Consider the following 20,642-nt stretch of genomic DNA (forward strand, 5'->3'; position numbering starts at 1 on the left):
GCCGGCCATCCACCGCTACCCGCCCCATCAGGAGACGAGCCCGTGCCGCGTGCATTGACCGCGTTCAAGTATCTGACCTTCGATGTCGTCGGCACGCTGATCGATTTCGAGCAGGGGTTGACCGGCTGCCTCGGCGCCATCGCCTCCGAAGCGGGCCGCCCCTTCGATGGGGAAGAGGCGCTCGCCCTCTATCGCGCGGCGCGCTACGAGCCCGCGGCGGGCCATTTTCCCGACGATCTGGTGCGGGTCTATCACCGCATCGCGCCCGCGCTCGGCCTGCCGGAGGGCGCGGCCTATGCAGAGCGGCTCCGCGCTTCCGTCTCTGCCTGGCGCGCCTTTCCCGATAGCCGGGCGGCTCTCGCCGCGCTTGGCGAACACTTCCGCCTCATCGCGATGACGAACGCGCAGCGTTGGGCCTTCGCGCATTTCGCCGAGGAACTGGGCCAGCCCTTCTTCGCGGCCTTCACGGTGGACGATACCGGCACGGAGAAGCCCGATCCCGCCTTCTTCCATCATGTCTTCGATTTCGTGCGCGCCGAGGGCGACGGGCCGGAAGATATCCTGCACGTCGCGCAGAGCCAGTATCATGATATCGGCGTCTCCCGCCGCCTCGGCCTCACCAATTGCTGGATCGAGCGACGGCACGCCCAGCCCGGCTATGGCGGCACCATCGCACCCGCCGCCGTGACGACGCCGGACTATCACTTCACCACGCTCGCTGGCCTCGCCGATGCCGCTGCCGCCGCCCGGCAGCGCGCCGGCTGATCCGCCCCGCTTGCCAGAACAATCTGCCGCCTGCTTCAACCCTTTTGTGAGAGAACGCATCTGATGGAAGACCGTCTCAAATCGCTCTGGACCCCGCGTGACGACCGGATGGTGGAAGCGGCGATGAGTGCCGGCGCCACCCGGCGCGACCTCTTCCGCATGCTGGCCGCCGGCGGCGTTGCCGCTGCCAGCGCCGGCACGATCCTCGGCCGCGCCTCCTCGGCCCTGGCCGCGACGCCGACCTATGGCGGCTCGATCGTTGCCGCCGGTTGGTCTACCTCCACCGCCGATACGCTCGACCCCGCCAAGGCCTCGCTTTCGACCGACTACGTTCGCATCTGCGCCTTCTACAACCGGCTCACCTTTCTCGACGAGCACGGCATCACCCAGATGGAGCTGGCGGAGAGCATCGACAGCAAGGACGCCAAGACCTGGACCGTCAAGCTTCGCCGCGGCGTGACCTTCCATGACGGGCATACGCTGACCTCGGCCGATGTCGTCTTCACGCTCAAGCGCCATCTCGATCCGGCGGTCGGCTCCAAGGTCGCGACCTTGGCTAAGCAGATGCAGACGATCACCGCGGTTGATCCGCAAACCGTGCAAATCGTGCTGGTGGCGCCGAATGCCGATCTGCCGACGATCCTCGCCATGCACCACTTCATGATCGTGGCCGATGGAACGACGGACTTTTCGAAAGGCAACGGCACCGGGCCCTTCGTCTGCAAGGAGTTTAGCCCAGGCGTTCGCTCGATCGGGGTGAAGTTCAAGAACTACTGGAAAGAGGGCAAGCCCTATCTCGACAGCTTCGAGTTCATCGGCATCTCGGACGACACTGCGCGCGCCAATGCGCTCTTCGCCGGCAATGTCCAGCTTGCCGCGGCCCTCGATCCGCGCGCGGTGCAGCTCATCAACCGCCAGCCCGGCTACCGCGCCTCGATTACCAATTCCGGCAACTACACCGATCTCAACATGCGGCTCGACATGTCTCCGGGCGACAAGGCAGACTTCGTCACGGGCATGAAGTATGTGATGGACCGCCAGGAGATCAAGCAAGCCGTGCTGCGCGATCTGGCCATCATCGCCAACGACCAGCCGATCTCCCCGTCTGACCGCTACTACAATGCGGCTCTCAAGCCCAAGCCCTACGATCCGGACCGCGCGAAGTTCCACTTCAAGAAATCCGGCCTGATGGGCCAGAGAATCCCGATCGTCGCCTCCGATGCGGCCGGCTCCTCCGTGCAGATGGCGATGGTGATCCAGCAGTCCGCGGCGGATATCGGCATGAAGTTCGATGTGCAGCGCAAGCCGTCGGACGGCTACTGGTCCGAATACTGGCTGAAGGCGCCGGTGCATTTCGGCAATATCAATCCGCGCCCGACGCCCGATATCCTGTTCTCGCTGTTCTATGCCTCGGATGCGCCCTGGAACGAAAGCCGCTATAAGTCTCCGAAGTTCGACAGCATGCTGCTCGAAGCGCGTGGCATGCTGGACCAGACCAAGCGGACGGAGATCTATCACGAGATGCAGGCGATGGTCTCCGTGCAGGCGGGCACGGCAATTCCGGCCTGGATTTCCAATGTCGATGGTCTGTCGGACAAGCTGCATGGCCTGCGGCCCAACCCGCTCGGCGGCATGATGGGCTACGCCTTCGCCGAATACGTCTGGCTCGCCTGAGCCAGGCGCGCATGGGGCCGAGACAGGTGAAAGCGGGGGCATGAGCAAACAGGTCATCAGCCTCGTCCTCGGCCGCCTCGGCGCCACCATCCTGACGTTGCTCATCGTCTCGCTGGTGGTGTTCGGAGCGACCGACATGCTGCCCGGTGATACCGCCCAGATCATCCTCGGCCAGGCGGCGACGCCGGCGGCGGTCGCGGGCCTGCGCCGGGCGATGCACCTCAACGATCCGGCGATCATTCGCTATATCCGCTGGCTCGGTGGCCTTCTCGTCGGCAATCTCGGCCATTCCTATGCGAGCAATATGCCGGTCTCGGCGCTCATCGGCTCGCGCATCGGCAATTCGCTGGAGCTTGCCGGCATCACCACCGTCGTCTCGGTGCCGCTCGCGCTCTCCCTCGGCATCCTGGCCGCGATCCGCCCCGGCTCCCGCTTTGATCGCTTCGTCACGGTGCTGTCGGTCGGCGTGATCTCGGTGCCGGAATTCATGGTCGCCAATCTCGCCGTGCTGCTCTTCGCGGTCTATCTGCACTGGCTGCCGGCGCTCTCCTTCGTCAGTCAGATCCATTCGCCGCTCGATTTCATCCGGGTCTATGCCATGCCGGTCTTGACGCTCACTTGCGTCATCTCCGCCCAGATGGTGCGCATGACACGGGCGGCGATGGTCGAGACGATGAGCGCGCCCTATATCGAGATGGCGCTGCTGAAGGGCGCCTCGCGCCGGCGGCTCGTGCTCTATCACGCGCTGCCCAACGCGGTCGGGCCGATCGCCAATGCGGTGGCGCTTTCCCTCTCCTATCTGCTCGGCGGCGTCATCATCGTGGAGACGGTTTTCAACTATCCGGGCCTTGCCAAGCTGATGGTGGACGGGGTCGAGACGCGGGATCTGCCGCTTATCCAGAGCTGTGCGATGATCTTCTGTTTCGGCTATCTCCTGCTCGTCACCACCGCCGATATCATCGCGATTCTCTCCAACCCGAGGCTGCGCAAATGAGCCGCCCCTGGGCCAGGATGGGGGGCTTCGTGCTCTTCGGCTATCGCTGCAACATCGCAGGGCTGCTCGCCTTCTGTGTCGTGCTGTTCTGGGCGCTCGTCGCCATCCTGGCGCCGCATCTGGTGCCCTATCCGGTGGGGCGCATCGTCGATTTCAACGATTTCGATGGCATCACCGCCAAATACTGGTTCGGCACGGATTATCTCGGGCGGGATACATTCTCGCGCATCATCATGGGTGCGCGCTATACGGTGGGCATCTCGCTCTGTGCCACGCTCATCACCGCCGCCTGCGGCATCTCGCTCGGCATCGGCGCCGCGGTTACCGGCGGCTGGATCGATACGCTGCTCGGCCGCTTCTTCGATGCGCTCAACTCGAGCCCGAGCAAGCTGTTCGGCCTCGTGCTCGTCGCGGCCGTCGGCTCCTCCATTCCTGTCCTCATCCTGACGATGGCGGTGATCTACGTCGCCGGCAGCTTCCGCGTCTCGCGCGCGCTCGCCGTCAACGTCAATACGATGGATTTCATCACCGCCGCGCGGGTGCGCGGCGAGGGCCGGGCCTATCTCGTCTTTTCCGAAATCCTGCCGAACGTCGTCGGGCCGGTTCTCGCCGATACCGGCCTGCGCTTCGTCTTCATCGTGCTTCTGCTCTCCGGGCTCTCCTTCCTCGGCCTCGGCGTGCAGCCGCCCTATGCCGATTGGGGCGCCTTGGTGCGGGAAAATCTCGACGGTCTCTCCTACGGGTCGCCCGCCGTGCTGTTTCCGTCCTTCGCGATCGCGAGCCTCACGATCAGCGTCAATCTCCTGATCGACAATTTGCCGCGCAAGATCCGCGACCGGGAGGCCGCATGAGCAAGCTGGTGGAGATCCGCGATCTCAAGATCGATGCGCGCACCGATTCCGGCCGCATCGTGGAGATCATCCGCGGTATCTCGCTCGATGTGGCCGAGGGCGAGATGCTGGCGCTGATCGGCGAGAGCGGATCGGGCAAGACCACGCTCGCCCTCTCGCTCCTCGGCCATGCGCGGCCCGGCTGCCGCTTCACCGCCGGCTCCGTCACGGTGGATGGACGGGAGATGACGCATCTGCCGGAGGCTGAGCGCGCGCGCCTGCGCGGGTCGCTCGTCGCCTATGTGCCGCAAAGCGCGGCCGCGGCCTTCAACCCGGCACGCAGCATCCTCGATCAGCTGATCGAGGTGGTGGCAATTCACGAAAGCACGGGGCGGGAAGAGGCGCGGGCGCGGGCGATCGCACTCATCCGTGCGCTCGGCCTGCCCGAGCCAGAGCGGATCGGGCTGCGTTATCCGCATCAGGTTTCGGGCGGCCAGTTGCAGCGGCTCGCCGCCGTCATGGCGCTGATCGGCCGGCCGAAGGTCGTGATTTTTGACGAGCCGACCACGGCGCTGGACGTGACGACGCAGATCGAAGTGCTGCGCGCCTTCAAGGCGGTGATGAAGCGCCAGGGGATCACCGGTGTCTATGTCTCGCATGATCTCGCGGTCGTCGCTCAGATGGCGGACCGCATCGCCGTGTTGCGGGATGGCGCGGTGCAGGAGGTGGGGGAGACGCGGCAGATTCTGCAGGCGCCACGCCACCCCTATACGCAGCAATTGCTGCATGCCTTCTCGCCGAGCGACTACGTGCCACCGCCCGAGGGCAAGGTGCGCCCGGCGGCTATCCTGGAAGCGACGATCACCGCCGGCTATGGCCCGCGCGATCGGGCCGGCAACCCCGCCTTCCGTGTTCTCGATGCTGTTGAAATCCGCTTGGAGCAGGGGCGGACGCTTGGCATCGTCGGTGAATCGGGCTGCGGAAAATCGACCCTCGCCCGCGCCCTTGCCGGCATTTTGCCGATCAGCGCGGGCCGCATTCTCTTCGAAGGCAAGCCCCTGGCGCCGGAGATGCGGCGGCGGGAGAAGCGCGATTCCCAGCGCATGCAGATCGTGTTCCAGCTTGCCGATACCGCCATCAATCCGCGCAAGCGGGTGGCAGACATTGTTGGCCGGCCGCTCAGCTTCTATCAGGGAATGAGCGGCGCCGCGCGGGAGCGTCGGGTCGATGAGCTGCTCGATATGGTGCATCTCCCGCGCGCCCTGAAGCACCGGCTGCCGGGCGAGCTTTCGGGCGGGCAGAAGCAGCGCGTCAACCTCGCCCGCGCGCTTGCCGCCGAGCCGAGCCTCATCCTGTGCGACGAGATCACCTCCGCGCTCGATGCGGTCGTAGCCGATGCGATCATCGACCTGCTACGCGAGCTGAAGCGGGAGCTTGGTCTCTCACTTCTCTTCATCAGCCATGATCTGGCAACGGTGCAGTCGATCTGCGACGAAATCATCGTGATGTACAAGGGGCGCAAGGTGGAGGCGATGCGCCCCGTGGCGCTGGGCGGCGCGCCGAAGGAGCCGTATTCCCAGCTTCTCTTCGCCTCCACCCCGACGCTCGATCCCGGCTGGCTCGACGGGCTGGCCGAGAATGCGGTGTTCCAGAAGGCGCTCGCCAACCGGTGACGGCTATTCGGCGAAGAGGCTGGTGAGCGGCAGATGCGCTTTGACGATCGGGGATTTGAGCACGATGAAGCTGAAATATTTATCGATCCCGATATCGAGGTCGGTGAGCTGCTCCATCAGGGTCTGATATTCCGCGACGCCTTTGGTCACGACTTTCATGAGATAGTCGTAACCGCCGGAGATGAGATGGCACTCCACGATCGCATCGACCTTCTCGATCGCGGTGATGAAGCGGCTGAAATCGATCGGGCGGTGGTTCTTGAGCGTCACTTCGGTAAAGACGGTGAGCATCTGGCCGAGCTTGGCAATGTTCACCTGCGCGGAATAGCCGATGATATAACCTGCCTGCTGCAGCTTGCGCACGCGCATGAGGCAGGGGCTCGCGGAGAGGCCGACGCATTCCGCCAGCTCCACATTCGTCATGCGGCCGTTCTTCTGCAGCTCGTAGAGAATTTTGATGTCGATACGGTCAAGTTTCATCACGGCAGCTATCCGTCTTTCGGCCGCGCCACCCGCACCCATGGGCCGGCCGCGCGCGCCGCAGAAAATTCCGGGCGCCGGGCGATAACAGCACCCTCCGCTGGCGCAAGTCCAGCATGATGTTGCGCGTCTTCCTTCTTGCGTGATCGATCTTTCTGAACGGGACTAAGCGATGCGTGCGCGGCTGCTGGCCATCGAATCTTCTGCTGTCTTGCCCGAGCGGGCGGATGTGGTCGTCATCGGCGGGGGGATCGTCGGCGCGTCCACCGCCTATTATCTCGCGCGCCGCGGCCTTGCCGTCGCGCTCATCGAGAAGGGGCGCATCGGGGCCGAGCAATCCTGTCGCAACTGGGGCTGGTGCCGCCAGCAGAACCGCGATGCGCGGGAGCTGCCGCTCTCGACGCAGAGCCTCGCGCTGTGGGATCGTCTCGCCGGCGAGATCGGCGAGGATGTGGGCTTCCGCCGCTCCGGCTTGCTCTATCTCAGCCAGGACGAGGCAGAGATCGCGCGCTGGGCCGCCTGGCGGGATTTCGCCCGCAGCGTGGGCGTGAGGACGGATGTGCTGTCCGCCGAGGAAGCGACGGCGCGGGGGGCTGCCACCGGGCGGCGCTGGCGCGGCGGGGTCTTCTCGCCCACCGATGGTATCGCCGATCCATCGCGCGCGGCGCCCGTCATCGCCCGCGGGGTCATGCAGGCGGGGGGCACGGTGCATCAGTTCTGCGCCGCGCGGGGGATCGAGACCGAGGGCGGGCATGCTTCGGCTGTCGTCACCGAACGCGGCACGATCCGCACGCGCACGGTGGTTTTGGCCGGTGGCGCCTGGGCTTCTTCCTTCTGTCGCAATCTCGGCCTGCGCTTTCCGCAGGCTTCCGTGCGTTCCTCCATCCTCGCGGTGGGGCCCGGGGCGGAGGGGCTGCCCGATGCGCTGCACACCAAGGCGGTTTCCATCACCGCGCGGCAGGATGGCGGCTATACGCTTGCCATCAGCGGGCGGGCGAGCCTCGATCCAACGTCGCAGGGCCTGCGCTTCGCGCGTGATTTCGCGCCGATGTTCCGCAAGCGCTGGCGTTCCTTGCGGCCCGGCACCTTGGCGGGGCTGCGCGCCGGGCATGAGCGCGGGCGGGGTTGGCGCCTCGATGAGGTCACACCCATGGAACGCTGCCGCATTCTCGATCCCGAGCCCGACCAGCGGCTGATTGCGGAGACGCATGCCCGCGCCCTCGCGCTCTTGCCGGCACTCGGCAAGACCAGCATCCAGGCGGCCTGGGCCGGCTATATCGACAGCACGCCCGATGGCGTGCCGGCGATCGGCCCGATGCCCGGCCTGCCAGGGTTGATCCTGGCGGCGGGCTTCAGCGGCCACGGTTTCGGCATCGGCCCAGGCGCTGGGCATCTGGTGGCGGATCTCGTCACCGGCAGCGCGCCGATCGTCGAGGCGCGGGATTACGACCCGGCGCGGCTTGCGGCTTCGGCGCGCGGCAAGGTGGCGGATTTCTGAAGCGGCGCCTGTTCGCCTCAGTCTCGGACCTAGGCGAACATGGCTTGCGCGATGTAACTCCCTTCGCGCGGTGCTGGCGGGATGAAGAAGATGCCCGAGCCGGTATGCGCGATATATTCGTTCAACGCATCGGCGGCGCCGAGCTTGGTTTGCAGCGTCTCGAAATGGCGCGGGTCGTTCATATAGGCGATGAAGAGCAAGCCGGCATCGAGCATGCCGAACTGGTTCAGCCCATCGGTATAGTTGTACGACCGCCGCAGGATCTTGATGCCACCGTTGTTCTCATGTGCGGCGAGGCGGATATGTGCGGTCAACGGAATGATCGGGCTGCCGTCCTTTGCGACTGCAGCGAAATCGGGCGGATCAAACTCATGCGTGCCGCCCAGCGGCGCACCGCTCAGCTTATGGCGCCCGAAGACCTGGTTCTGGTTGCTCACCCGGTCGGTATCCCAGTTCTCGATATGCATCTGGATCTTGCGGACGATCTGGTAGCTGCCGTTGCGCTGCCAGGCAGGGCCATCGTGCAGCCAGACGAAGCGATCATACTCGCCAGCCTCACTGATATTGCGCGTGCCGTCCTTGAAGCCGAGCAGGTTGCGCGGCGTCGATTGGCCGGCCCCGGCGGAGGCGCGGCCGAAGCCCATCACCGTCCATCGGGTGGCGGCGCTGCCCGTGCTTTTGGCGATGCGTGCGAGGTCGCGGATGGCGTGATAGGCGACCTGCGGATCATCGGCGCAGGCCTGGAGCGAAAGGTCGCCGCCCGTCAATCCCGGCTGCAGCGCATCGCTCGGCAATGGCCGCAGATCGCGCAGCAACGCTGGCCGCTGCTGGGCGAGGCCGTAGGTCTCGGTGAAAACGCGCGGGCCGAGGCCGAGGGTGACGGTCAGCGAGGCGGGCCCGAGATCCCGCGCTTCCCCTGTGTCGATCCCGACGGCACTGGGCCCCGTGGGCTCGATCGGCCCGATCGCCGCTCCCGCGGTGAGTTGCGCGATCGCCCCCGACCAGAGGGCAAGCAGAAGCTGCAGATCCTCCCGCTTTCGCGTCGTGAGGTCAAAGGTCATATAAACCACGTGCCGCTGCGGCGGGGTGGCGATACCAGCCTGCCCACCGGCCCCGTAAAAGGGGATGCTCAAGGAGAGATCGACCTTATCCTCGTCAGCCGGCTCGGTGCCGGCATGCGCGGGCAGCGCGCTGCCGATGGCGCCGGCTGCGCCGAGCGTCGCCCCCTTGAGGAGGCCGCGACGGGAAAAGGGGCAGCTGCCGTTCCCAGGTTCTTGCTTGCTCATCGTCAGTTGCCCGCCGCGCCCGCCGTTGCCACCCGCTCGGCAATCTTCGAAAGCGGCTCCTGCAACTGCTGGATGGCACGGCTCAGCTTGGCGGCATCCGCCTTGCGGATTTCGGCGGTGTAACGCAGGTAGCCGCCCGGTTCCTTCGCGTCGCGATAGCGATCGAGCAGGCTGACCACATGCGCGAATTCGGCATTCACCTGCCGGGTAAGGTCCGGGTCGATCCGCTGCAGGCCAGGCTCGAGGAAGGCGAAGGCTTGGCGGGCACCTTCGATGTTGCCAGCAAAATCCACGAGATCGTAATGGCTGAAGGCTTCCTCTTCGCCGGTGATCTTGGTTGTCTGGACCTCCTCCAGAAGGTCTGCCGCACCGTTGGCGAGGTCTTCTGGCTTGTAGGTCAGCCCCTTCGCGCGTTGATCGAGTTCCTGCACATGGCGGAGCAGATCGGCCGCTGTCGCCTTGGTCGCGCCGGTGATGCGGCCATCCCGGAAAAGATCCCGCTCGATGAGGTGAAAGCCGCTCCAGCCGACCTTCGGATCGAGATTGGAGGCCCGCATATCGATCAGATAATCGAGGTTGCCGGCATTGTCGGTCGGCTTGTAGCCGGGCAATACGAAGCCATCGACATCCGATTCGATCCGTTCGTAGAACGGACGCGCGCGGGGATAATCCGCCTTTGCCTTCGCAAGGTCGCCGGCATCGATATCAGCCTTGAGTATGCTGACGGCGGTGACCATCGCGTCCGCGACCCCATCGACATAATGGCCGTATTCCGCTGCACCTGTTATGAGCAAGGCGCTGGTGGAGTTTCCGCTTTTCGTCGCGATTTCGCCGACCACGGTGAAGGGTACGTTCTCCTGTGAAGCGCCCGGGCAATAGATCCGGTAGCTGCCGCCGTCGAGCGTGAGGGTGAGCGAGACGGCAGGCAACCCGGGCGCCAGATTTTCCTTCTCGCCCAGGATCCGGTCTCCGCTTTGAATCTCGATCTCGGTGATGCCGGTTGCTGTCTTGTTGCGCACGGTGAAGGTGATCGGCCCGGCCTGAGCGATTGCATGGTCAAGCAGGCAGGCGCCGCCGTGCTCTCCGGTAAGAGTGATGGCGATATGCGAAGCGCCGCCGGCGATGGGTGCAGCGCCCTGCGCGGGCACGTCCGCGAGCGCGGCGGGCGCGAGGGCGGTCGCCCCTGCCAAGAGGGCCGCGAGGCGGCCTCTGGCGAGGATGCGCTGGGCGAGGGTGGAGGGGATCAGCTTACTCGGCAGCATGGGCGGAGTCCTTCGTGGGGTCATGAGGCGATGTCCCGCCGGGGCGGGTGGCCGGCAGCGGGATGTCGAGGTGGTGGCGGGGGCGGCCCCTCCAGGCCGTGACAAGGAGGAGGATGAGCCCGCCCGCCAGCAGGAGAACCGGCAGCAATCCGGCCCAGAACTGCCGTTCGCGGGCGGCTCCGCGGTAGGTGGAGAGTGCCGCGCTTGCTTGCGCGACATAGGCCGGCGCGACCGACCAGCCTGCGGCATCGGCCACCGCATCCTGGCTCAGGCTGAGGATGCGCGGCGCGGCGAGACCGCTGCCGGAGAGCGCGAGGATTGCCGTTGCCGCTTCTCGGGCATCGAGCAGGCGATGTCCGCTCGTCCAGACATCGGTCCTGCTGCGCAGGGTCCAGCGCGCATCATAGGGGCCAGGGTGCTGAGCCGCGTTCAGGCCGAGGGGGATGCGGCCACCGGCGAGGGCGACGACCTGGTCGAGCGTCAGGAGACGGGGCGCCTTGGGCAATTCGCTGACACGGTCGAGATGCCAGGCTTCGGCGGTAATCCCCGCATGATCCTCCGGCCGTGCCAGGGCATCAGGCAGCGGCAGCCGCGCGGTTTCACCATCGGCATGGGTGACGAGAAGGATGCCGGCCGAGACCGCATCCCCCGGCAGCAGTTGCGCGCTGCCGCCGCCGGCCAAGGGGGCAGAGGTGCCAAGCGTGAGGCGGGGCTCGGGGTAGAGCAGGGCGAGGGCCAGCGCCGCGGCCATCAGCCAGGCCCCGAGGGCGAGCCGCAGGCGGAGGGCGCCACGCGCCGTCGGCCGGTAGCGTTGCGGCCAATAGACGTAGAGCGCGACCGGAACCAGATAGGCGAACCAGCCGATCACTTCGATGCGGCGCGGATCGGCGGGGATGCCCAGCACGCCGGTGATGAGGGCGGAGCGCACCGTGCCGGGGCTGACGAGCCAGGCGAGATCCACCGTCATCTGCTGCCCGGCATCGAGCCACCCGGCTTCGTGCGCGGTGCGCAGCGCCGAGACCACGAGCCCGGCGGCGACGAGGATGAGAAAGACCCCGGTGACGCGGAAGAAGCGCGAGAGGTTGATCCTCACCCCGCCCGCATAGATGCCCCAGCCGATGAGGATGGCGAGCAGAATGCCGAGCACCGCGCCGAGCCCGGCAAGGGCTGCCGATTGGGCGGCCGAAAAGGTCGCGAGGAGGAAGACCGCGGTTTCGAAGCCTTCCTTCAGGACCGCGAGAAACGCCATGATGGCGAGTGCCGTGGCCCCGCGGCTGCTGAGCGCTTCCGCCGCTTGCGCTTCCAGTGTCCGCTTCATGCTGCGGGCATGACGGTTCATCCAGGCGATCATGCCGGTGACGAAAAAGACGGCGATGCCGCCGATCACCGTTTCCATGCCTTCCTGGGCCGCTTGCGGCAGCGCTTGCTCGATCATGTCGAGGCCGAGGCCGACGCAGAGCGAGAGCAGCATCGCCATGATGACGCCGCACCACATGGCGAACAGGCCGCGGCCGTTGCTGCGCAGGAAGGCGGCGATGATGCCGATGATGAGCGCGGCCTCAAGCCCTTCGCGAAGGCCGATGATGAAGGTGGCGAGCATTGCTGCCTCAGCCGCGCGATTGCGGAAGCAAGGCGGCGGCGGGCAGGGCTGGGTCTTGGGTCATGCGGGAATATCCATGCGTCGTGTCGGCGGCGCCTGGGGTAGCAAGCTCGCGCTGATATTGCAAGTCATTCGCAATTGCAGACGCCGATGCGGCGTCGAGCGGAGGCGAAGGTGCGACTTCTAGGCCGTCAAGGCGCGGCCGGGAGGCGGATTGGTGATTTTGGGGGAGGGCTGCCGCCCCAGGCGGGGCGGCAGGCGGGCGCGGCCCTTACTGCGCGGCGGCTTTCTTCATGATGGCGCCGGTCATCGGGATGAAATAGACGCCGACATCGCGGCGGGAATGGATCTTGCCCCGCGCATCCTTGGTGTAGACGTAGAGGAACTGCCCGCGCTTGAAGGGCTGGCCGATCGGGATCAACATGATCCCGCCGGGCTTGAGCTGCTTGAAGAGTTCCGGCGGGGCATATTCGGCAGCGCAGGTCACGATGATGCGATCGAACCCGCCCTCCACCTCGGGCCAGCCATAATAGCCGTCTCCTACCCGGTTGAAGACATTCGTATAGCCGATGGGCGGGAAGATGCGGTGGACGGCATGGCCGAGCGGGGCGATGATCTCGATGGAATAGGCCTTGTCCACGATCCGCGACAGCACCGAGCTTTGATAGCCGCTGCCGGTGCCGATTTCGAGCGTCGTCTGCCCCGGCTTCGGCTGGAGAACCTGCGTCATATAGGCTTGGCCGAGATAGTCCGACAGCGCGGAGCCATAGCCGATCGCCCAAGGCTTCGGGTTTGCCTCGTAGGTTTCGGCGGCCAGCGCGTCGTGCGCCTCGTAGTTATACATGTAGTATTCGCGCGGGACGGCGGCGAAAGCTGCCATCACGGCTGGATCGGCGTGGCCGAGATGGGAGGCGAGATAGGACTGGATGAGCTTGAGCGCTGCGGGCCGGCGGCTCTGGATGGCGTTGAATTCGTTCTGGGAAATCGTCACCGGCCGGCCGCTTGCGCGCATCGCCGCCTCATAGGCCGCATGGCTCCAATTGCCCTTGGCGACATCGACGGCGGCCGAGGAGGCAGCCGGGCTTGCCTGAGCCGGCAGGGCAGCCGGGGTCTGCGCCGATGACGCGGTCTGAGCTTTGGCTTCGGCAGCAAGGCCAAGGAAGGGGGCGCCGATCGCCGAGGCGATGGCATGGCGGCGGGTCAGGATCAGGGTCAAGAGGCGCTCCTCGCGCTAGGGAAGCTCAATGCGGCCACTCCATACAGCAGGGCCGCCGCGGTGAGAACCACATCGAACCCGTGGGTGACGGCGATGAGGTTGGCAAGCGGCGTCGCTACCACCGAGAAGGCACCATTGAGCGCCCAGGCCCAGGGGAGGAACGGGCCGCGCCCGACGCGGCCGAGGCCGAGCGGGAAGGGCAAGCCCATCGCGAAGGCCGCCGGGCCGGCCGCCAGCAGGATCAGCAGGAGGCGGAGTGGCAGCGGCCAGCCAAGGGTCGCCAGCATGACCGGCCAGGCGAAGAGCCGCAGCAGCAGAAGCCAGACGAGCACGGTGGCGACAGCGAGGAGGACCGCGCGCCGTGGCGGCCCCGCCCGCCCGCTGGCAAGGCTGCCGAGCCCCGCCGCGATCAGCATGGAGGCAAGCACCACGGCGAAGCCAAGCGTCGCGTCGTTCAGGTAAACGCTCGCATATTGGATGAGGACAAGCTCGACAAAGAGAAAGCCTAAGCCCAGGGCCGCGAAATAGAGGGCGGCGCGGCTGGTGCCGCCCGCGCTTTCCTGCCCGCGCCATGAGCGACGGGCGAGCAGTGGCAGCGCCAGGACCGCGAGCGCGATGATCCCGGCCTGGGCGAGCACGGCGAGGTTGACGAGCGGCTCCAGCTCCGCCTGGGGCAGCAGTTCGATGCGCTTGAGGATGAGCCCGAGTTGGCCGAGGCGCAGGACGTCGTAGAAGAAGGGGCGGTCGAGCGTGATGGGCGAAAGATCGAAGGCGCGGCCCGATTCGGTCGGCTGGCGGGCGACGACGGCCGGTGCCTCGTCGGCGATCGCATCCTGCGGTGCGGAACTCGTCTCCACCTGGCCGGTCTCGAAGGAGACCGGCGGCAGGTCATTGTAGAGATTGGCTCGCGCGGCGGCGACGTCCATGCCCTTGTAGTAGCTGATATCGAAAGAGAAATTATCGCAGAAGGCGGCGGCTGCCTTGATCTCGCCCGGCGTCAAGGGGGTTTTGGAGACAAGCACCCGGGCATTCCAGGCCGAGCGATAGACAAGAAGATGCGCGCCCGGGTCGGGTATGCCGGCCTCCCTCAGGGCGCGGCGGGCGGTGGCCAGCACCTTGAGCGTGTAGGCGGGAAATTCTCGGATGGAGATCGGGATCGAGAGCAGGCCCTGCGGCGCGAGATGGCGGAGATAGACCGCCATCGCCTCGGCTGCGAAATCGCTCGCATTCGGCGGGTCGGCATTGAGGAAATCGGCCGCGATGTCGATGATGTCCCACTGCCCGCGCCGGGCGGCGGCAACCGGCGAAAGCCCGCTCACCGGCCCGATGCCGCTTGCCATGGCGCGCAGCACCGGATCGGGCTCCACGGTGGTGATCTGCCCCGCGCCGAGCTTCCGCGCCTCGAGATAGGCCCAGCCGCCGGACGCGCCGATGAGCAACACCCGGCCATGGGGCCTGAGCACATAGGGGAGGGCGGCGAGTTCGCTCGGCGCGAAGCGGAGATCGGCGCCCTGCGCCGGGGCGAGCGCCGTCAGGCGGTTGCCGTCCCGATACAGGCCCGGTGCCAGCGGCGGCCCGGCCATGCCCATCATCGCGGCATCGTTCGAGACATCGACATCGACCCGCTCGGTAAAGTCATGCAGGACCATGAAGAGCCCGCGCGGCGAGATCCAGGAACGGGCGACGGTGCTGCCGGGCACATGCAACGGCGCGTAGATCGCCTTGAACTCGGAAAACCGGCCAGGATTGGCGAGCAGCAGCGGCAGCCCGGCCAGGATCAGCGCTCCCGCCGCGCCGAGCCTGGGCAGGAGGCGTCGGGCGGCGAAGGCCACTGGCAGCAGCAGCGCCAGCGGCAGAAAGAAGGGTGGGACGACATACATCACCGCCAGGATGGCGAGCGCGCCGCAGCCGGCCCCGAGCAGATCGGCGGCATAGACCCGGCCCAGCCGGTCTGGCGCGGCGATGAAGGAGAGGCCGACGAAGAGCCCGGCAATGACGAAAGCCGGCAGCAGGCAGACGTAATAGAGCAAGATGTTGAGGAATTCGTCCCCGAAGGTCACCGGGTTCTGCAGCCGCAGCGGGTTGAAGGGGTCGAGGTCTGCGGCATAGGCCCCGAAACCGATGGCGAGGATGAGGGCCACGGGCAGCCAGTCGAGGCAGAGGCGGGTATGCCGAGCGAACCAGCTCTCGGCCAGCGCGAGCGCGACCCCCGATATCGCGAAGCCGGCCAGCACGATGGAAATGACCCAATAGCCATAAGCGGACCAGGTGGCGACCGCAAAGGCCCGGGTGAGCGCGATCTCGAAGCCGATCGTCGCCGCCGAGACGAGAAAAAGGGGCAGCATGCTAGCGGGGCCAGACCTGAGTTTGGAGGAAGGAGAGGAGCAGCGCGTCGAACTTCTCGGGCTGCTCGACGAACATGGCATGGCCGACACCCGGCCAGACGACCGTGCGGGCCAGCGGATCGTGCCGCGCGACATTCGCCGCCTGCCCGGCAAGCCAGGGGCGCACGATGTAGAGGACCGGGCGATGGCTCATATAGAGCGCATCGCGCCAGTAGCTGCGCGGCTCAGGATAGCGGAGCAGGGCTTCGGCCGCCCATTTGGGGGTCCGCAGGCTCGCCTGGGTCAGCGCCGCGAGATAATCGGCCGAGGGCGGATGGACGAACATGCTGCGCACGAAGTGCCGCATCTCGATCGGCCAGGGGATGGGGGGGCCATGATGCGGCGGGAGAGGGCGCGGCGGCGGTTCCTCGCCCACGGAATTATCGATCAGCACCAGGCCCGCAATCCGCGCATTGCCATGGGTATGGACATAGGCGAGCACATCGAGCACGCCGAGCGACCAGCCGCAGAGGACGACGGGCGCCGGGCCCAAGCGGCTCAGCAGGTCGGCGATATCCTCACCCCGACGCCGATCGTCATAGCCGGAGGCGGGCACGGCGCTCGCACCCTGGCCGCGCGGATCGAGGGCGACGACGCGATAGCGGGCTGAAAGCGCAGCGATTTGCTGATGGAAGATCCAGGCCGGCATGGTCCAGCCGGGAATGAAGACGATGGTCGGCGCATTCGGCCGGCCCATGATGATGGCATGCAGGCGCACCCCATCGGAGGTCTGAAAGAAATAGTCCGCCGCTCGCGCGATCGGCGCGGAAGCGAGGAGAGCGAGGGCGGCGAGCAAGGCTCGGATCAGGCGCATGGCCGCTCACTGGCGCGGCGGCCATGCCTCTGTCAATCATTCTCGCGCGAGCCTCCCAGCGCCGGGGGAAAGCAGCGCGAGGCCGGGGGGCTGGCGGCGCCGCCCCAGCCTTTCCCCGCACTCGCTGGCAAGCGGTGTCGTTACTGGCTGGCGCCCGCGGTGTGAACCTTGTTCTTCTTGTTCATGCCGCCCATCTTCCGCCCGCTTCCGGTCGTCATGCCGCCGCCACTCGTGCCGCTTGCGGGATTGGTCGTAACCGTGCCGGTATTCGTGCTGGCGCCGGCGACAGCCGCACTCTGCGTTTGCGGCTGGACATCCGAGCCGCTGCCCGCCGCGAGTGCCGCCGACAGCGGGAAGGCACCGATCGCGGCAGTGAGAACGGCAATCTGCAAAGACTTCATGATCCACTCCATAGGTCACGTCGCATTATCGCAACATGCCTTATCTGATGAGCGGGAGGTCGATTTGCAGCTTGCCGCCGATCACGAAACGCCGAGATCGCGAAGCCGGGAAGATGCCCGGTGATCGCGCCGCTCGGGCCGCGATCGAGCGGCGGGTGAGACGGTGAGGAGTGATTGCCCAATCAAAACGATAGCGACGAACGATCCCGCCCCCGGGTTCAGCCTTGCTCTTCTGCCGCCTCGAAGCGCAGCGTACCGGCCCGCCGCGACGGCTCGCCGGTATCGCTCGGGTGCCGTTCGCCATCCATGACCGGGACGGCGAGAAAATCGAAGGGGCTGATACCTTCAAGGCAAGCGACGTTGATGCCGTATTGCTGCGTGTTGGAGCGGCGCTGATGGTGCGTGTAGATCCCGCAGGCAGAGCAGAAGAAATGCTGCGCCGTGCCGGTATTGAACTGATAACGGGTGAGCCTCTCCTCGCCGCTCAGGAAGCGAATGCCGCCAAGCTCGGCCGAAACCGCGATCGCGCCGCGCATGCGGCAGTATGAGCAGGTGCAGCGCCGAGCTGTGTTCAAGCCGTCACTGAGCGTGACCTCGAAGCGCACGGCACCGCAATGGCACCGGGCGTTATAGATCTGCTTCGCACGATCCATGATCGCTCCTTTGATAGCTCTACTGTGGACAGATCAGTGCCGCGCGCTCGTCATCCGCGGTCAGAGATCGAGATGCAGGAACTGGTTGAAGCTGCTCTGCTCGTAGGTGGAAAAGACCGGGCCGTCCTTGAAGCCGTGCCGGCGGTAGAGGGCGAGCGCCGGCTCGAAGGCAGGGCCGCTGCCCGTCTCCAGGCTGAGGCGCGGCATGCCGCGCGCTCTGGCCGCCGCGATGATGGTGGCGAGGAGCGCCGCACCCACCCCGAGGCGGAGGAAATCGGGATGCGTGCGCATCGATTTCACCTCGCCCGTACCATCCGGGAGCTGCTTCAGGGCGGCGATGCCGGCGATGCGCTCGCCCCGCCAGGCGGTCCAGACGCTGACTTCGGGAACCTGCAGGCCAGAAAGATCGAGGGCAAAGACGCTCCCTGGCGGAGACTCCGCATGCATGCCGGCAAGATGCAGCGTGAGCAGGTCGCGGGTTTGAGGATCGGTCAGATCCCCATCTCGGATGATCAACATCAGGCATCGGCTCCATGGCTCGGCCGTTCGGCGGCGGCGGTCCACTCATAGACCCGATCGACTTTGCTGACGATAACCCGGTACCACTGATACCAGAGAGCGCGGCCGAGCGCGCGGATCCGTGCATGCTCGGCATCGTCGCGCCAATCTTCCGCCGCCTTCTCGTCTCGCCACCAGCTGACGGTTATGCCGAAGCCATCGGTGCCGCGGGTGGAATGGATGCCGAGGTAGCCATCATGCGCGGCGGCTCTGGCTTCCATCGCCGCGGCGGCTTCTGCATAGCCAGCATCGTCGTTTGCCGTGCGGCGGGAGAGGAAGATCACGGCGACCGCGCCTTGCGGCAGGCCGCGGGGCAGATCCGGCGGATGGCCCAGGGTGGCCTTTGGCAGCAGATCGCAGCTCGTCACGCGTGCTCTCCCGAACGAGAGATGAGTGCCCGGGCCCGCCTGCCAAACTCGCGGGTCTCGGAAGGGCCAGTGCGCAACGGGCCGGGCAATGAAGCCCGTAGCATGCAGGCGAGCGACGCCGATCCGTGATGGAGAGAAAGGCTCGGCTTCCATGCAGCCGCCGCATGCCGCCCGGTCGCCCGGTAGTCGGCATGCCTGCGGCGGGGCACCTCCCCGCGCGAGCGCGCTACCGCGCGATCATCTCGCGTTTGCGGCGGAGACGTCTCGCCGGATCGCACTGCGCCGCCCGTCGGCGGTCTGCTGGCTCACCTGCTCCAGCGCCATGTCCAAGGCGATTTCCAGCGCGCGGGTCGTCCGCATGGTCTGCGTCATCAACAGCCCCCCTTGCAGTGCTGCGACGATCCCGGTCGCCAAGCGGGCGATGTCTGCCTCCGCGCGGAGCAACCCGCTCTCCTGCATGCGGCGCAAGGCCGCCGCCAGATGCTGCTCCCAGAGATCGAAACTCCGGGCGAGCGCATCGCGGGCCGCTTCGGAGCGATCCGCAAGCTCGCTGGCGAGCGAGCCGATCGGGCACCCGCCTTTGCCGCCGGAGGAGCGATTGAATTCGACGATCTTATCCCGCCAGGCGCGCAGATCGTCCAGCGATCTGACCTTGCCCAGGCAGGATTCCTGGAACTGGAGGACACCTGCTGCCTGCACTTCGACGACCGCGCACATCAGCGCCTCGCGGTCCGCGAAGTAGTGGTAGATCTGGGATTTGCTGGTGCCGCTTTCGGCCATGATGTCGTCCAGCCGGGTGCGGGCGACGCCGTGCTCCGCCACCAGCCGCGCGGCGGCGGCGACGATCCGGGCACGGGTCGCGGCGCCACGCGCGGTGGGCGTCGGGTTGTTCACAGGTGGCCGGGCTTTCATCATTCAGGCGATATAGTATTTCTGGACCTGGCAGCCCAGTCTTTCGCCGCAGGCCAAGTGCTTCGGCCGTTCTGCCGCGGCCAGTGGGGTGCCGCGCCGCTCCCCGCCGGTCACAGGCTCCAGCGCATGCCGCAATTCTGGCAGGGTGCGGGCGGCTTGTCGGAGAGCAGGCTTTCGCGGAACTCCTTATAGGCCGGGCTGTTCCAGATCTCGCGCAGATCCTGCTGCGAAGCGTCTCCCAGCGTATAGTTGCTATAGCCGCGCACCGAGAAGGGCGCGATGCAGCAGGGCAGCGCGCGGCCATGGGCGGTGAAATACATCAAAGACCAGGGCCTGCGGCAGGCGGACCAGGCGTGCTCATCCTGCCGCTTGAGGCTGAGGCCTGGCTCCGTCGCGCCGGAGGCATCCAAGGTCACGCCGAGGGGCGCGGCAAGCGCCTGGGCCGCCAAGATCGCCTGCCGCTCGTCTTCCGCCGTGCTTTCGAAAAGCGAATTGGCGGCGGTCGCCAGGCCATAGCCCTGCTCGTCGAAAACGAGCCGCTGGAGGTGCACCTCGGTAATGCCCATCTGGGCCGCCAGGCGCACGAAGGCCGGCAGTTGGTCCACCGTTTCCTTAAGCCCCGTCAACCAGAGCGAGACGCGCGGCGTGCTGGCGCCGACCTTCTTCTGATAGGCGATGAATTTGCCGACATCGCGGACGATGCGGTCGAAGAAGTCCTTGCCGCGCACACGGAGATAGGAATCACGATCGGCGGCGTCAAGCGAGACGCGCAATTCGTCGAGCCCGGTATCGATCAATTCCTGAAAGCGCTTCTGCTGCATCAGCGTGCCGTTGGTGTTGAACAGCACATAGGTGCCGCGCGCCTTGAGGTAGCGGATCATCCGCGGCAGATCGCGCACCAGCATCGGCTCGCCCACCCCATGCAGCACGACGCGGGCGATATCGGGCACCTGATCGACGATTTTCGTGAACAGATCCCAACTCATATCCGCCGGCGGCTCCAGCGTTTCGAAGGTGCGCGGGCAGGTTTCGCAGAGCAGGTTGCAGCGGTTGGTGACCTCCAGATAGAGGCAGACCGGCGGCTTCTCGGCGACGGCGGAACGCTCCCGCGCGACCTCCTCGAAGTAGCGGCGCGGATCCTTCAACGCGGCTGTGGAGGACATGAGAAAGCTCCTGATGTGGCCGCGAGGCGGCACGAGGTGACATGTAGCGGCTTCAGTTGGGCGAGAGGCTGCCCGCGCAATGGCGCGGGGCTGAGGGAGGCAAGGCGCCCG

The 20,642-nt window shown here is 66.5% G+C and carries 19 protein-coding genes; 6 read left to right on the forward strand and 13 right to left on the reverse strand.

The features are described from left to right. Nucleotides 1-42: 42 nt before the first annotated feature. From ACYQ7X_RS11965 to ACYQ7X_RS11985, 5 genes are all read left to right on the forward strand, one after another. Complete coding sequence (locus tag ACYQ7X_RS11965) at nt 43-765, forward strand: HAD-IA family hydrolase (RefSeq protein ID WP_459697264.1); 723 nt, start codon at nt 43-45, stop codon at nt 763-765. A gap of 63 nt (nt 766-828) precedes the next feature. Beyond that, nucleotides 829-2,439 (forward strand): ABC transporter substrate-binding protein, encoded by a 1,611-nt coding sequence (locus ACYQ7X_RS11970; RefSeq protein ID WP_459697265.1) that lies wholly within the window; start codon nt 829-831, stop codon nt 2,437-2,439. A gap of 40 nt (nt 2,440-2,479) precedes the next feature. Next, entirely contained in the window at nt 2,480-3,433 is a 954-nt protein-coding gene (locus ACYQ7X_RS11975) for an ABC transporter permease (RefSeq protein ID WP_459697266.1), read from the forward strand. Continuing rightward, nucleotides 3,430-4,284: an ABC transporter permease gene (locus tag ACYQ7X_RS11980; protein ID WP_459697267.1), complete on the forward strand. Its 855-nt coding sequence runs from the start codon at nt 3,430-3,432 to the stop codon at nt 4,282-4,284. Before ACYQ7X_RS11975 ends, ACYQ7X_RS11980 begins: the two co-directional genes overlap by 4 nt. Next, complete coding sequence (locus ACYQ7X_RS11985; protein WP_459697268.1) at nt 4,281-5,936, forward strand: ABC transporter ATP-binding protein; 1,656 nt, start codon at nt 4,281-4,283, stop codon at nt 5,934-5,936. The genes ACYQ7X_RS11980 and ACYQ7X_RS11985 overlap by 4 nt, the downstream gene beginning before the upstream one ends. Nucleotides 5,937-5,939: 3 nt before the next feature. Here ACYQ7X_RS11985 and ACYQ7X_RS11990 read toward each other — a convergent pair whose 3' ends face one another. Continuing rightward, a complete protein-coding gene (locus ACYQ7X_RS11990) occupies nt 5,940-6,416 on the reverse strand; it encodes an Lrp/AsnC family transcriptional regulator (RefSeq protein WP_459697395.1) in 477 nt (158 codons plus the stop codon). Nucleotides 6,417-6,588: 172 nt separating this feature from the next. On the opposite strand from ACYQ7X_RS11990, the gene ACYQ7X_RS11995 reads away from it, so the two are divergent. Further along, the gene (locus tag ACYQ7X_RS11995) at nt 6,589-7,914 is read left to right on the forward strand and encodes an NAD(P)/FAD-dependent oxidoreductase (RefSeq protein WP_459697269.1); all 1,326 of its coding nucleotides are present in this window, start codon (nt 6,589-6,591) and stop codon (nt 7,912-7,914) included. Nucleotides 7,915-7,943: 29 nt separating this feature from the next. On the opposite strand, the gene ACYQ7X_RS12000 is transcribed toward ACYQ7X_RS11995, so the two are convergent. The 12 genes from ACYQ7X_RS12000 to ACYQ7X_RS12055 form a co-directional block, all read right to left on the reverse strand. Next, nucleotides 7,944-9,200, reverse strand: coding sequence for a Dyp-type peroxidase (locus tag ACYQ7X_RS12000; protein ID WP_459697270.1), 1,257 nt, complete (start codon nt 9,198-9,200; stop codon nt 7,944-7,946). A 2-nt stretch (nt 9,201-9,202) separates the two neighbouring features. Further along, complete coding sequence (gene efeO / locus ACYQ7X_RS12005; RefSeq protein WP_459697271.1) at nt 9,203-10,462, reverse strand: iron uptake system protein EfeO; 1,260 nt, start codon at nt 10,460-10,462, stop codon at nt 9,203-9,205. Next, nucleotides 10,449-12,062 carry an iron uptake transporter permease EfeU gene (gene efeU, locus ACYQ7X_RS12010; RefSeq protein WP_459697272.1) on the reverse strand — a complete coding sequence of 538 codons (1,614 nt, stop codon included), beginning with the start codon at nt 12,060-12,062 and terminating at the stop codon, nt 10,449-10,451. The genes efeO and efeU overlap by 14 nt, the downstream gene beginning before the upstream one ends. 271 nt (nt 12,063-12,333) lie before the next feature. Continuing rightward, the gene (locus ACYQ7X_RS12015) at nt 12,334-13,278 is read right to left on the reverse strand and encodes a protein-L-isoaspartate O-methyltransferase family protein (RefSeq protein WP_459697273.1); all 945 of its coding nucleotides are present in this window, start codon (nt 13,276-13,278) and stop codon (nt 12,334-12,336) included. Further along, nucleotides 13,275-15,623, reverse strand: a complete 2,349-nt coding sequence (locus ACYQ7X_RS12020; protein WP_459697274.1) for a hypothetical protein — start codon at nt 15,621-15,623, stop codon at nt 13,275-13,277. The genes ACYQ7X_RS12015 and ACYQ7X_RS12020 overlap by 4 nt, the downstream gene beginning before the upstream one ends. A 1-nt stretch (nt 15,624) precedes the next feature. Further along, complete coding sequence (locus ACYQ7X_RS12025) at nt 15,625-16,476, reverse strand: alpha/beta fold hydrolase (RefSeq protein WP_459697275.1); 852 nt, start codon at nt 16,474-16,476, stop codon at nt 15,625-15,627. A 140-nt stretch (nt 16,477-16,616) separates the two neighbouring features. After that, entirely contained in the window at nt 16,617-16,877 is a 261-nt protein-coding gene (locus ACYQ7X_RS12030) for a hypothetical protein (protein WP_459697276.1), read from the reverse strand. Between the two features lie 218 nt (nt 16,878-17,095). After that, nucleotides 17,096-17,530, reverse strand: a complete 435-nt coding sequence (locus ACYQ7X_RS12035; protein WP_459697277.1) for a GFA family protein — start codon at nt 17,528-17,530, stop codon at nt 17,096-17,098. Nucleotides 17,531-17,590: 60 nt separating this feature from the next. Continuing rightward, nucleotides 17,591-18,049 carry a GNAT family N-acetyltransferase gene (locus ACYQ7X_RS12040; RefSeq protein WP_459697278.1) on the reverse strand — a complete coding sequence of 153 codons (459 nt, stop codon included), beginning with the start codon at nt 18,047-18,049 and terminating at the stop codon, nt 17,591-17,593. Continuing rightward, nucleotides 18,049-18,456: an antibiotic biosynthesis monooxygenase family protein gene (locus ACYQ7X_RS12045; RefSeq protein ID WP_459697279.1), complete on the reverse strand. Its 408-nt coding sequence runs from the start codon at nt 18,454-18,456 to the stop codon at nt 18,049-18,051. The genes ACYQ7X_RS12040 and ACYQ7X_RS12045 overlap by 1 nt, the downstream gene beginning before the upstream one ends. Nucleotides 18,457-18,693: 237 nt before the next feature. Next, nucleotides 18,694-19,350, reverse strand: a complete 657-nt coding sequence (locus tag ACYQ7X_RS12050) for a TetR/AcrR family transcriptional regulator (protein WP_459697280.1) — start codon at nt 19,348-19,350, stop codon at nt 18,694-18,696. 128 nt (nt 19,351-19,478) lie between these two features. Further along, nucleotides 19,479-20,531, reverse strand: a complete 1,053-nt coding sequence (locus tag ACYQ7X_RS12055) for a radical SAM protein (protein ID WP_459697281.1) — start codon at nt 20,529-20,531, stop codon at nt 19,479-19,481. Between the last annotated feature and the right edge of the window lie 111 nt (nt 20,532-20,642).

The organism is Acidisoma sp. C75 (assembly GCF_054665095.1).

What these genes read in the sequence shown, in the direction of transcription:
- ACYQ7X_RS11970 (WP_459697265.1), top strand. Translation starts at nt 829, where the DNA reads ATGGAAGACCGTCTCAAATCGCTCTGGACCCCGCGTGACGACCGGATG.
- ACYQ7X_RS11975 (WP_459697266.1), top strand. Translation starts at nt 2,480, where the DNA reads ATGAGCAAACAGGTCATCAGCCTCGTCCTCGGCCGCCTCGGCGCCACC.
- ACYQ7X_RS11980 (WP_459697267.1), top strand. Translation starts at nt 3,430, where the DNA reads ATGAGCCGCCCCTGGGCCAGGATGGGGGGCTTCGTGCTCTTCGGCTAT.
- ACYQ7X_RS11985 (WP_459697268.1), top strand. Translation starts at nt 4,281, where the DNA reads ATGAGCAAGCTGGTGGAGATCCGCGATCTCAAGATCGATGCGCGCACC.
- ACYQ7X_RS11990 (WP_459697395.1), bottom strand. Translation starts at nt 6,416, where the DNA reads ATGAAACTTGACCGTATCGACATCAAAATTCTCTACGAGCTGCAGAAG.
- ACYQ7X_RS11995 (WP_459697269.1), top strand. Translation starts at nt 6,589, where the DNA reads ATGCGTGCGCGGCTGCTGGCCATCGAATCTTCTGCTGTCTTGCCCGAG.
- ACYQ7X_RS12000 (WP_459697270.1), bottom strand. Translation starts at nt 9,200, where the DNA reads ATGAGCAAGCAAGAACCTGGGAACGGCAGCTGCCCCTTTTCCCGTCGC.
- efeO (WP_459697271.1), bottom strand. Translation starts at nt 10,462, where the DNA reads ATGCTGCCGAGTAAGCTGATCCCCTCCACCCTCGCCCAGCGCATCCTC.
- efeU (WP_459697272.1), bottom strand. Translation starts at nt 12,062, where the DNA reads ATGCTCGCCACCTTCATCATCGGCCTTCGCGAAGGGCTTGAGGCCGCG.
- ACYQ7X_RS12020 (WP_459697274.1), bottom strand. Translation starts at nt 15,623, where the DNA reads ATGCTGCCCCTTTTTCTCGTCTCGGCGGCGACGATCGGCTTCGAGATC.
- ACYQ7X_RS12025 (WP_459697275.1), bottom strand. Translation starts at nt 16,476, where the DNA reads ATGCGCCTGATCCGAGCCTTGCTCGCCGCCCTCGCTCTCCTCGCTTCC.
- ACYQ7X_RS12030 (WP_459697276.1), bottom strand. Translation starts at nt 16,877, where the DNA reads ATGAAGTCTTTGCAGATTGCCGTTCTCACTGCCGCGATCGGTGCCTTC.
- ACYQ7X_RS12035 (WP_459697277.1), bottom strand. Translation starts at nt 17,530, where the DNA reads ATGGATCGTGCGAAGCAGATCTATAACGCCCGGTGCCATTGCGGTGCC.
- ACYQ7X_RS12040 (WP_459697278.1), bottom strand. Translation starts at nt 18,049, where the DNA reads ATGTTGATCATCCGAGATGGGGATCTGACCGATCCTCAAACCCGCGAC.
- ACYQ7X_RS12055 (WP_459697281.1), bottom strand. Translation starts at nt 20,531, where the DNA reads ATGTCCTCCACAGCCGCGTTGAAGGATCCGCGCCGCTACTTCGAGGAG.